This is a genomic window from Halolamina sp. (assembly GCF_036626355.1).
Lineage (GTDB): Archaea > Halobacteriota > Halobacteria > Halobacteriales > Haloferacaceae > Halolamina.
In genome coordinates this window covers 1-11371 of record NZ_JAZKRY010000089.1, presented here as the reverse complement: position 1 = coordinate 11371, position 11371 = coordinate 1, and the positions used below count along the sequence as shown (strand labels likewise).

The window sequence follows — 11371 nt, the reverse complement described above, 5'->3', positions numbered from 1 at the left end:
GACGAACTTCTCGAACTCGACCTCGCCGGTCTCGCGATCGATTTCGACGACCACGATGTACGAGCCGAACGGATACGTCATCTCGGGCGGATCGTAGTAGTTGACGGCCTCGAGCCCGGGCTCCTCGCTCTCCGGGTGGTTCATGTAGGCGCCCGCGGCGATCTCCGTGATGGTGGTCGAGCGGTCGGGTGCGCCTGCGACGTGGAACTCGCCCGACTGGCGGTCCCACTCGATGTCCTCTTCGGCGGCTTCGAGTTCGTTCGCGGCGATGGCTTTGGCCTTCTCGCGGACCTTGCGTGCCGCCACCGCGGCGGCGGCGCCCGCGACAGGCGTCGACCGCGAACCGTACGTCCCGAGGCCGTAGGGCTCAGTGTCAGTGTCGCCGTGTTCCACGGTGATGTTGTCCACGTCCATCCCCAGCTCCTCCGCGACGATCTGTGCGAACGTCGTCTCGTGGCCCTGTCCCTGGGTCTGGACGCCGACGCGGACCACCGCGTTCCCGGTCGGATTCACCCGGATGTCGGCGGAGTCGAACATCTCGATACCGGCGATGTCACACGTCTTCCCGGGACCGGCGCCGACGACCTCGGTGAACGAGGAGACGCCGATGCCGAGCAGCTTGTCCGCGTCGTCGTCGATGCGGCGCTGTTGCTCCTCTCGATAATGCTCGTAGTCGGCCATCTCCATGGCCTTGTCGAGCGCTTTCCCGTAGTCCCCGGAGTCGTAGTTCCAGCCAGTCGCGGACTCGTACGGGAACGCCTCCTTCGGGATGAAGTTCTTCCGCCGGAGCTCCGTCGGATCCATGTCGAGCTCCTGGGCCAATCGCTTGACCATTCGCTCGATGAGGTAGACGGCCTCGGTCACCCGGAACGAACACCGATAGGCAACGCCGCCGGGTGCCGTGTTCGTGTAGGCCGCTGTCAGCGAGCCGTAGGCCGCCTCGATGTCGTAGGAGCCCGTGAAGATGTTGAAAAAGCCTGCCGGGAACTTCGAGGGTTGGGCCGCCGCGTTGTACGCGCCGTGGTCGGCGAGCACGTCGACCTTGATCCCGGTGATCTCGCCGTCCTCGCTGGCGGCGATCTCGCCGGTCATGTCGTAGTCCCGCGCGAAGCCGGTCGTCTGGATGTTCTCCGAACGCTCCTCGACCCACTTCACCGGTTGTTGGAGGACGTAGGACGCAGCGGCGGCGACAACGTAGCCCGGATAGATGGGTACCTTGTTGCCGAAGCCGCCGCCCACGTCGGGGCTGACGATGCGGACTTTGTGCTCGGGGATACCCGACACCTGCGAGAACAGCGTCCGGTGGGCGTGGGGCGCCTGCGAGGTGAGGTGGACCGTCATCTTGTCCTTGCCAGGGTCCCAGTCGGCGACGGCGCCACAGGTCTCGATTGGCGCCGGGTGGAGCCGCTGGTAGTACATGTCCTCCTCGACGGTGACGTCGGCGGCGTCGAACACTTTCTCGGTCTGTTCTTTGTCGCCAGTTTCCCAGTCGAAGATGTGGTTGTCCTCCTGGTCCTCGAGTTCGTCACGGATGACCGGCTCGTCCTCCTCGAGCGCCTTCTCGGCGCCGATTACCGGCTCGAGCACGTCGTACTCGACTTCGACTTTCTGGGCGCCGTCCTTTGCGGCGTAGCGGTCTTTGGCGATGACGGCCGCGACCTCTTGGGACTGGAACTTCACCTTGTCGTTGACCAGCACGTCCTGGGTGTCGTCCATCAGCGTCGGCATCGTCGCCAGGTCGTGCTCCAGCAGGTCGTCGGCGGTCATGACGGCGACGACGTCCTCCATCGCCTCCGCGCGTGAGCCGTCGATCTCCTCGATGCGGGCGTGGGCGTGCGGACTGCGAACGATCTCACAGTGGAGCATCCCGGGTTTCTTGATGTCGTCGATGTAGTTGCCTCGCCCGGTGATGAACCGCTTGTCCTCTTTGCGGTTGACCTCCTCGCCCATCCCGCCGCGGCCGTGGCCGCTGTGTTTCTCCGGGTTCGGCCCGTCGTCCTCCGGGTGCTGATACTCGGTCTCGGCCTCGGGTATCTGATCACTATCGCTACTCATGTGTCATCCGCCTCGCTGAGGTACTCCGTCTCGAACTGGTGGTCGTCTCCGTTGTGCGCCGATTCAGTCTCGGGACCGCCACAGCAGTCCGAACGGCCACAGAACGTGTCCGCGTCGCCAGCGAACGTGCCGCCGACGGCCGGTCCGTCGCTGTCGCCGGCCGCTGTGCCGGTACCGTTGTCAGCTGCCGCGGTCACCGTGCCACCGTCGGCCGCCGTGCGGTTCTCCAGTTCATCGGCGGCGTACTCGATGGACCGAACGATGTTCTGGTAGCCGGTACAGCGACAGAGGTTGCCGCTGATGGCGTCGCGAATCTCGTCCTCTTCGGGATGGGGGTTCTCGTCCAGCAGCGCTTTGCCGGCCATCAGCATCCCCGGCGTACAGTAGCCACACTGGAGCCCGTGCTCCTCGCGGAACCCCTCCTGCAGGGGGTGGAGATCGTCGGCTTCGGGGAGATCTTCCATCCCCTCGACGGTCATGATCTCCGCGCCGTCGGCCTGGGCCGCGAACAGCAGGCAGGATTTGACTGGTTCCCCGTCCTTCAGAATCGTACAGGCGCCGCAGTTGCCGGTGTCACAGCCGATGTGGGTCCCGGTCATGTCCAGGTCTTCTCGGATCGCGTGGACCAGCAGGCGCCGCGGTTCGACCTCCAGTGTTTGCTCTGTGCCGTTGATGGTGAGTGTAATCTCTCGTGTGTCTGTCACTGTGATACCCTCCGTTTGACGAACCCGGCGCGCTCGGCCGCATCAGCCAGCGCCCGCTGGGTGAGGACGTCGACCATCCGCTCCTTGTAGCTCGCGTCGCCGTGCTCGTCTGATTCGGGGTTGGACTGCGCTGCGGCCAGTTCGCCGGCCTCTTCGAAGAGCTCGGCGCTCGGTTGCTCGCCCTCCAGATGCTCCTCTGCGTCGGAGGCGCGGGCGTTGGTAATGTCGACGGCCGTCAGGCCGATACCTGCTCGCTCGATGGTGCCATCGTCCTCGAAAACCAGTCTGACGCCGGAGCCGGCCATCGCGTAGTCGCCGGTTTTCCGTTTGAGTTTGTGGTACGCGCTTCCTTCGTTGGGAACGGGTGTCGGTACCCGTACCTCGGTGATGAGCTCGTTCTCGCCCAGTGTGGTGTCGTAGGGAAGCAGGAAGAACTCGTCAGCAGGGATGGCTCGCTCGCCGTCCGGCCCCTGTACGACGACATCGCCGTCGTGGGCGATGAGGACGCTGCCCCAGTCGCCCTTTGGGTCGGCCTGGGCAACTGACCCCACAACCGTCCCGCGGTTGCGGATCTGGGGGTCGGCGATGAGCGGCGCCGAATCGGCGAAGCTGCCGTAGTTGTCGGCGATCAGTTCCGACTGCTCGACGTCGACGTGCCGGGCCAGCGCGCCGATGTGCAGATACTCGTCGTCCTCCTCCAGGTAGTCCAGCGCGTCGATGTTGTTGATATCGACGACTACGTCGGGGTTCGCCAGCCGGAACCGCAGCATCGGCACCAGGCTCTGCCCGCCGGCCAGGATCGTCGGGTCGTCGAGGCTCTCGATGAGGCTGACGGCCTCGTCGACCGTCGTCGGTTCGTGGAGTTCGAACGGGGCTGACTTCATCCGAACATCCCCCGGATCTTGTCCGTGACACCCGATTCTGTCTCCTCGACGTCGGTCATCTCTTTCTCGATGGAGCTAAAGAAGTCGTTCACGATCTTGTTCGCTACCGGGTTGATGACGCGCCCGCCGAGCTGCGCGATACGCCCGGTGATGTCGGCCTCGGTCCACCACTCGATGCTGGAGCCGTCGCCGTCCTCCTGGGGTGTGATATACATCCCGGACTCCATACTGAAGCTGCTGGAACTGGCCGAGCCAGAGCCCGTAGCGGTCATCTTGAACTCCTCTTCATCGCGGTCCTCGATGCTGACCGTCGTCTCGAACTTCGGCTTGACGCTGCCCACGCCGACCTGCATCAGCGCCGCATACTTCTGGCCCGTCTTGAACGCCCGGTCCGCGACGGCCTCGGCTTCCGCCTCCGGTAGCGTCTGGATGTCGGCCTCGGGTTCGTAGTTGTCCCACTCGAAGCTGTCGTCCATCGGCGTGATGAACTGACAGCCCTTCAGTGAATCCCGGACCGCGACCGGGTCTGAGAGCACAACCCAGGCTTCCTCCGGTGGAACGTCCTCGAGTTCGAACTCGCCGTCGAACTTCATCGTTCAGTGCCTCTGCGTTGTTTCCGTCGTCCGCTGTGTGTTCGGTTCATTTTTATATACCTTCCCTATGAGCACACTATTACTACGATCATGGAAGCGATTGACAGTCACATAAAGGTTGGTGAATACGATGAAACGAATATGATAGTCTTCACCGAGCGACCCAGCCATGACTGAGGGCCACAGCCACGACGAGCTGCGCAGCTGGCAGGCAGGTGCGAACACGGTCCGCGAGCTCAGAGAGCAGACGCTCGACCGACGGGGGAGAGACCGCGTCGAGCTCGCCGAAAGCGGCGGTCGAACGCTTGCGGAGCCGATTACGGCGCCCGAGGCGATTCCAGTAGTGAGCAAGGCGACGATGGACGGCTACGCGTTCGACGCATCCGAGGGGTACCCCTACGAGTTGGTCGACGAGGAAACCTATCCGGAAGACGAGCCGCTGGCGCTGGAATCGGGCCAGGCCGTCCGCATCTTCACCGGTGCGCCGGTCCCCGGATACGCGAACGCTGTCCTCAAACAGGAAGAAGCGAAGATCGGCGATGGCGCTCTCGACGGGCCGCCGATCTCCCCCGGGACCTACGTCTACGAGCGCGGGAGCAACGTCGCAGAGGGCGAACAGCTGTTCGACGCGGGCGAGCGGCTCGGGGCGAAAGACGCCATCCTCCTCGGCGACCTGGGCTTCGATTCGGTCCCCGTACTGGAGCCAGCCCGCGTCGGCCTGCTCGCGACCGGGACCGAGATTCACGAGGGGCGCCACAGTGATCTGGATTCGCCGATGCTCGCGGGACTCGTGCGCGCGTGGGGGCACGCCCCAACCTACGAGGGGAGCGTGCCGGACGAGTACGAACGGGTTCGGGACCGAATCGCGACCCTCGCCGGGACGTACGACGTGGTGGTCACGACCGGCGGTACCAGCGTTGGGGAGAAGGATTACGTCATCCGGGCGTTACGCGAGCTCGGCGACGTCCTGTTCCACAGGGTTGCACTCCGCCCCGGCAAACCCATCGCCGTCGCGGAACTCGACGACCAGGATGCGGTGGTGTTTGCTATCCCGGGCAAGCCCGTCGGCGCCCACCTCGTCACGTCGCTGGTCGCTCGACCGTTCTTCACCGGGTCGATGGCGCTTCCAACCGTTCCCGCGACGTTCGCCCGCGACGTCGATATCGCTGTCGAGGGGTTCGATTACGGTATTCCGGTCAGCCTCGACGACGGCGAGGCGATGCCGCTTGGTCACGTCGACTCGCCGCTGCCGGTGTACGATGAAACGTTCGACCCCAGCGTCCTCTCCTCAAGCACGCGGGCGACCCGTGCCGACGGCTTCGTGCTCACGCGAGAAGCTCTCGACGCGGGTGAGACGGTCGGGGTCGTCCCCTTCCCAGTCATCGAACACTGACATCGCGTCCGGCAGGTCGGGCTCCAGTCGGTGCTCTGCAGCCTCCCGGTCGATCCTTCACAGCTTCCGGTCGCTACGCCTCCGTCTCGAGTTTCTTGACGACGATATCGCCGTTCTCGACGTGCCACTCGACACGGTCACCGACCTCGAGATCGAGGAAGCTCCGCACCGGCTTCGGGATGGTTGTCAGGTTCTTCTCGGAGATCTTGGTGTCCGCGAGCGTGCCCATTAACGTGACGTATGGTCGTAGTTAATACATAGTTTACGCTATGGGAATACGTAGTGTGCCGTGGCGTCTCTGCCTGTGAACCGCCTCGAGTCGGGGGAGATCGAGCGCTCGGCGTTAGACGGCGGAGTTCCAGCGGTGCGCCCCGCCGTCGGAGGCCTGATCGAAATTCTGCTCGAACCGGCCGGATTCGAGAAGCACCGGGCCCGGGACGTACACCCCGTCGGCACCGGGATTCGCGAGCAGGTTGCGATCGAGCATCGTTTCGAGTACGTCCTCGACGGTGCGTTCGCGGCCGGCGACGAGGTTGGCTTCTTCGATAACCGCCTCCACCGTCACGTGCCCCTCCAGCATCGCGAGGCGTATCGCAGATACCCACGCCGGCTCGCGGTTCGTCTCCCGACACATACTATTCTCTCGGAAACAGGGCATCCTCATAATAGTTGCTGCGTTGACGAGCGTTCCCAGCTCGCCCGAGCCGTTCAACGACGAAGACCGGGCCCCGGGCTACTCCAGGGACCGCTTTTCCTTGCTCACGACCTCGACGTCGGTGATTCTGGTCCCCGGGTAGCCGCTGGCCTCGACCCCAGCATCGGGGTCGCTCTCGACGACCTCCTTCTCGGCGGCTTTCACCATGTCCCAGACGACGTTCAGCCCGGTCGTCACGCCTTCCAGGGCCTCCATCTCGCAGCCGGTTTTCCCCGTCGTTTCGACGGCGACCTCGAGCGTCACCCGGTCGTCGGCCACGTCGAACTCGGTCTCGACGTTCGTGATCGGGATCTGGTGGCACATCGGGATGGTCTCCCAGGTGTGTTTGACGGCCTGGACCGCCCCGACGCGGGCCGTCGCGAGCACGTCGCCTTTCTCCACGTCGTCGCGCCGGACGACGTCGATAGTTGGCGGGGTGAGATGAATCTCGCCGCGTGCGACTGCTCGCCGACCGGTGTCGGGCTTCTCGCCCACGTCGACCATCTGCACGTCGCCCGCCTCGGTCGTATGGGTAAGTTCGTCGCCGTCGGTTCCCTCCGTGCTCGCGTCCTCCTGTTCACTCATTACCCTCCCCTCGGAGCGCTGTCGGGATAGTCTTCTGGAGTTCTGTCGCGCGGAGACCGGTCCCCCGGTCGAGCAGCTCCGCGGCGCGCCCGTTGACGGCAGTCGCGGCACAGGCGGCGTCGAACGGCTCAGCCCGCCCCAGCAGCGCCGCCGTGATTCCCGCCAGCGTATCACCCGTGCCACCGACGGTCATTCCCGGAGTCCCAGCCCGGCAGCGCCGGGTTTCCGCACCGTCGGAGATGACATCTACTTCCCCCTTCGCGAGGACGACGTGGCCCAACTCAGCCGCGAGGCGACCGATTTCGTCGGTCTGTGCGACCAGCTCCTCCGTCTCGGGCCCGCCGAGTTCGGCAAGCTCTGAGCGGTTGGGTGTCAGGACGAGCGTCGCATCGGTCTCGACGTCGGGAACCAGCGGGAGCGCGTCGGCGTCGACGACGCCGCAGCCCTCGAAGCCGGCGAGGAACTGCCGAGCGGCTTCGTGGGTCTCCTCGTGCCGGCCGAGTCCCGGACCGAGAACGACGATATCGTCGTGGCGGTGAGCGGTGTCGAGCAGCTTTGGAACATGGCAGGGTTGGAGATGGGAGCCGCCGCTGTCCTCGCCGCCGTATGGCTGAACGATGAGGTCCTCCGAGTAGCCCGCGATGGGGTCGAACACTGACTCGGGGCAGGCCAGAAAGGCGAGATCCGCACCCGAGGAGAGCGCTGCGCCCGCGGCGAGTGCCGGCGCACCGGTGTAGGGGCCGCCCCCGATGACGAACACTCGGCCGCTGTCGCCTTTTTGTCCCCCTGTCTCGGGGAGGACTGCGACGTCACCGGGTCCGACGAGTGTCTCTGCAGCCGCTGGGATGCCGATGTCGGCGACGACAACGTCACCGTGGCCTGCGAGCCCGGGCTTCTGCTCGTGGAAGGTGACAACGTGTTCGGCGTCGACGGCGACAGCCTCGGCTGCACCGGTATCAGCATCGACACCTGAGGGAACGTCCACAGCGAGGATGGGGGCTGCAGCATCGTTCATGGCGCGGGCGACGGTCGCCTCCGGTTCCCGAAGGGTACCCGTGATACCGGTGCCGAGCATCGCGTCGACGATGAGGTCCGGCCGCTCGAACGAGAACGCCCGGGAGTCGGCGACGACGCGAGTGTCGCACTCACTGGCCTGCAGGGCATCCCAGTTCGCACGGGCGATGTCGGTGGTGATGCTCTCAGGCCGCCCAAGGAGGTGGACGGTCGAGTCTCGGTCGTCGAGGAAGCGTGAAGCAGCGAGTGCGTCGCCACCGTTGTTCCCCCGCCCGGCGACCAGGGCAACGGCATCGCCCGGGTCCGTGAGTTCCTGGACCCGCCGGGCGACGGCGTTGCCCGAGGATTCCATCAGGACACGGAGGGGAACGCCGAGGGCCGCGGCGTTCCGGTCCACGGCGGCCATGCGTCTGCTCGAAATCATGGCTGGCGTTTCGGTGGGGGCGGGATTAAGCGTGGTGGGGTGGCTGGTGAGGTGGGCTGATTAGAATATTGGGAGTACCCCCTGGTACCGTACTACGCGCCCACGCTCGGTCCGTCGACGGTTCTGGGCTACAACGAGACCGAACGGGTACCGCGGTCGATCAGCCAGCATCCCGGTGGTGTCGGACCCCCCACGAGACGTCCTTCGCATGCTTCCGGCCACAGGCGTTTATACCCGCCGCCACCTACCCCCCGCTAATGCAACTGCGGAAACTCGTCCGTGGCCGGCTGGAGTGGTCGCGGCTCGAGTCCGTCGTCCGGGAACTGGCCAGGCGTTACGACAGGGATACCGTTCACGTCCGGTTTCTGGAGGCCGACAACTGGCTCTCGACGCCGATGGTCATCGACGACGAGTTCTTCGTCAAAGTCGTCACCGAGCAGAACTCCTTCGTCCACACGCTGTTCACCACGAGCCGAAACATCGGCGCGTTCTCCTCGGGGACGGAGGGGTTTTTCGGTCACTTCGGGACTCCCTACCAGATGGCCGAACACGAACTCGAGGCGACCGAGCGACTGCGCGAGATCGGGCTGAACGCCCCAGAGCCGGTCGAGGCACTCGAGATCGACGGGATGGGCGTCCTGGTGATGGAGTTCATCCACGAGTTCGCCACACTTGGTGAGCTCCCCGAGGAGGTCGAGCGCAAACGGGCCCCCGACGTGTTCGCGGCGCTCAAACGCATGCACGAGAACGGGCTGGCCCACGGCGACCTGCGAGCCGAGAACGTGCTGGTCGTCGACGATGAGATCTACTTCATCGACGCCACCAACGTCCGTGGCGACGAGCACCGGCCCGAGTACTCGATGGTCTCGGCGCGCTCGTACGATCTCGCCTGCGCGCTCGCGGCGCTGGAACCACACATTGGCGCCCGCGCAGCAATCGCCGCCGCGGCAAGCGCCTACGACACCGAGGAGCTGCTCGCTGCCCGGGAGTTCATTGATTTCGTGAGCATCCGCCCCGACCACACGTTCGAGGCCGCCGAACTGAAAGGGGAACTGGAGAAACACGCCGAGCAGGCCGAACGCGACGACGGACGGGTGTAGCGGGTGCGGGAACTGGACCAATCGCTCCTGTGAAGCACGTTGTTGGTGAGTCTGAGCACGGGTCGAACAACGAGCGTCCGGGGGCGCAATTGCCATCGAGTATCGTGCGGAGGGCATCCGAGTCGAACCGATCGCGTCGTTCGGGTCCGTGGGGGTGTCATACGGTCGTGCGTAATTCGGTACCGCCGTGACCATCCGTGTCGGTGATGGGAGCCCCTGACCCGGCGGCGTTCGACACCGTCGATGCACCTATTCGCCGTAATCACTATGAGTTCAGCACTCCGACTGGGACCATACTGGGTGACGCTCCTGCATCACCCTTGCCCGTCACGTTTTCACAAAAAGAAGTGTCATCTTGCAAATGATTTATCCGAAGAGTCTACGTACGATGGATTGGGGACTCAAACTCAATGGAGAACAACGGGCGGAACTGGCGGCTCGTGGTGAGCATGAGTTCCATCCATTTCATCCAGCACATCTTCCGCATCCTGCCGCCGGTTCTTCCGATCATCGCGCTCGATTTCCCGTATCCGCTGTGGAAACTGGGCGCGCTCGTGAGCATCTACTACCTCGGTTCGGGCTTCGGGCAGACCCCGATGGGCATCCTCGCCGACCGCTACGACCGCCGGTTCATCCTCCCGCCCAGCATCGGAGTGATGGGACTGGGGTACGCCGTTTTCGCTATTGCGCCGCAGCTCGTCTCGCCCGATGCCGCCGCGTTCACGCTGCTGGGCGCTTCGTTTACCCTGCAGTTCGTCCTGATGGGGCTCGGTGTCCTCATCGCAGGCGTCGGCGCAAGCGCGATACACCCGATCGGCTACCCCCTCGTTGCGACGAACGTCTCCGCTGACAGGGTCGGGAGCGCCTACGGCGTCTGGGGAAGCGCCGCGAAGATCGGCGACGCGGCGGCACCGATGTCCATCGCCATCCTGATTCTCGTCGTCCAGTGGAGCGATATCTTCCTCCTGTTCGGCGTGGTCGGCCTCGTCTACGCGCTCGGGCTCTTCTATGCCATGTCGCAGGCGTGGTTCGAGAGTCGGCCGGCCGACCAGCGCGCCGCCGAGGCGGAAGACGAGGACGCTGAACCGACGGAGACAACCCCCGATGAGACCGCGAGCGATCGCCGCCACTACGTCTACCCGATGGTCGCACTGTTGGTCTTCTTCGTCGCCCGCGCCTTCTCCGAGAAGGGGCTCAAGACGTTCCTCCCGACGTTCCTGGTGGTCGTCTACGGCTACTCGTTCGCGTTCGGGTCGATGACGCTTACCCCGGAGTCGTTTGCGAACGTCTATTTCACCGCGGTCTTCCTAATCGCCGCGTTCTTCCAGTTACTCACCGGTCATCTCGTCGACCGACACGACCACCGTACGGTCCTGATCACCTTCTTCATCACGGCTGCGGTAGTGCTGGTCGTGCTTGCCACCGGCACCCTCACACCGCTCCTCTTACTGGGCGTGCTGCTGGTTCTCGGTGCGGCGAACTGGGGCTGGACACCGGCACGCGATGCCCTCATGAACGACGTGACACCACCCTCTCGTGAGGGGCGTACCTTCGGCTATCTCCACACCATCAGCCACCTCGTCAGCGCGATGGCGCCAATTATCATTGGGTACGTAGCCGAGGAGAGTAGCCTCCAGCAGAGCTTCCTCTATCTCGCAGCCGCGATGCTCATTGCCGTCGCTGCAATCGGGTCGCTGTTCAGCAGCCGGGTCTACCGGCCGATCGACCACGAATCGCTCACGACGCCCAACGACTGATAGTGATTACGGCGAATAGGTTCATCGACGGTGTCGAACGCCGCCGGGTCAGGGGCTCCCCTCACCGACACGGATGGTCACGGCGGGACAGACTCGCAGTAATCACTATCAGGGGCGAGCGCCGCGACGGTGGCTCTCGCCACACCGAGGCACCTCAAGAGACAAAGC

Annotated in this window: 11 protein-coding genes; 3 read left to right on the top strand and 8 right to left on the bottom strand. The window is 64.7% G+C overall.

From position 1 onward, the window contains the following. From V5A38_RS12635 to V5A38_RS12620, 4 genes are all read right to left on the bottom strand, one after another. On the bottom strand, positions 1 to 2055 hold a 2055-nt coding region (locus V5A38_RS12635), incomplete at its 3' end, for an aerobic carbon-monoxide dehydrogenase large subunit (protein ID WP_332326122.1). After that, positions 2052 to 2759: a (2Fe-2S)-binding protein gene (locus tag V5A38_RS12630; RefSeq protein ID WP_332326121.1), complete on the bottom strand. Its 708-nt coding sequence runs from the start codon at positions 2757 to 2759 to the stop codon at positions 2052 to 2054. The genes V5A38_RS12635 and V5A38_RS12630, both read right to left, overlap by 4 nt. Beyond that, positions 2756 to 3643, bottom strand: coding sequence for a xanthine dehydrogenase family protein subunit M (locus V5A38_RS12625; protein ID WP_332326120.1), 888 nt, complete (start codon positions 3641 to 3643; stop codon positions 2756 to 2758). The genes V5A38_RS12630 and V5A38_RS12625 overlap by 4 nt, the downstream gene beginning before the upstream one ends. Then, complete coding sequence (locus tag V5A38_RS12620) at positions 3640 to 4236, bottom strand: SRPBCC domain-containing protein (protein ID WP_332326119.1); 597 nt, start codon at positions 4234 to 4236, stop codon at positions 3640 to 3642. Before V5A38_RS12620 ends, V5A38_RS12625 begins: the two co-directional genes overlap by 4 nt. A gap of 169 nt (positions 4237 to 4405) precedes the next feature. Between V5A38_RS12620 and V5A38_RS12615 the strand changes: the two genes are divergently transcribed. Then, a complete protein-coding gene (locus tag V5A38_RS12615; protein ID WP_332326118.1) occupies positions 4406 to 5629 on the top strand; it encodes a molybdopterin molybdotransferase MoeA in 1224 nt (407 codons plus the stop codon). A 73-nt stretch (positions 5630 to 5702) separates the two neighbouring features. Here the strand turns inward: V5A38_RS12615 and V5A38_RS12610 are convergent, their stop codons facing one another. The 4 genes from V5A38_RS12610 to V5A38_RS12595 all read right to left on the bottom strand — a co-directional run bounded on the left by V5A38_RS12610 (position 5703) and on the right by V5A38_RS12595 (position 8346). Further along, a complete protein-coding gene (locus V5A38_RS12610; RefSeq protein WP_332326117.1) occupies positions 5703 to 5858 on the bottom strand; it encodes an AbrB/MazE/SpoVT family DNA-binding domain-containing protein in 156 nt (51 codons plus the stop codon). A gap of 114 nt (positions 5859 to 5972) precedes the next feature. Then, positions 5973 to 6263 carry a hypothetical protein gene (locus tag V5A38_RS12605; protein ID WP_332326116.1) on the bottom strand — a complete coding sequence of 97 codons (291 nt, stop codon included), beginning with the start codon at positions 6261 to 6263 and terminating at the stop codon, positions 5973 to 5975. Between the two features lie 99 nt (positions 6264 to 6362). Then, positions 6363 to 6908 carry a cyclic pyranopterin monophosphate synthase MoaC gene (gene moaC, locus V5A38_RS12600; RefSeq protein WP_332326115.1) on the bottom strand — a complete coding sequence of 182 codons (546 nt, stop codon included), beginning with the start codon at positions 6906 to 6908 and terminating at the stop codon, positions 6363 to 6365. Then, positions 6901 to 8346, bottom strand: a complete 1446-nt coding sequence (locus V5A38_RS12595) for an NAD(P)H-hydrate dehydratase (protein WP_332326114.1) — start codon at positions 8344 to 8346, stop codon at positions 6901 to 6903. The genes moaC and V5A38_RS12595 overlap by 8 nt, the downstream gene beginning before the upstream one ends. Positions 8347 to 8603: 257 nt before the next feature. Between V5A38_RS12595 and V5A38_RS12590 the strand changes: the two genes are divergently transcribed. Further along, positions 8604 to 9446: an RIO1 family regulatory kinase/ATPase gene (locus tag V5A38_RS12590; protein ID WP_332326113.1), complete on the top strand. Its 843-nt coding sequence runs from the start codon at positions 8604 to 8606 to the stop codon at positions 9444 to 9446. A 449-nt stretch (positions 9447 to 9895) separates the two neighbouring features. Next, entirely contained in the window at positions 9896 to 11203 is a 1308-nt protein-coding gene (locus V5A38_RS12585; RefSeq protein WP_332326112.1) for an MFS transporter, read from the top strand. Positions 11204 to 11371 lie beyond the last annotated feature (168 nt).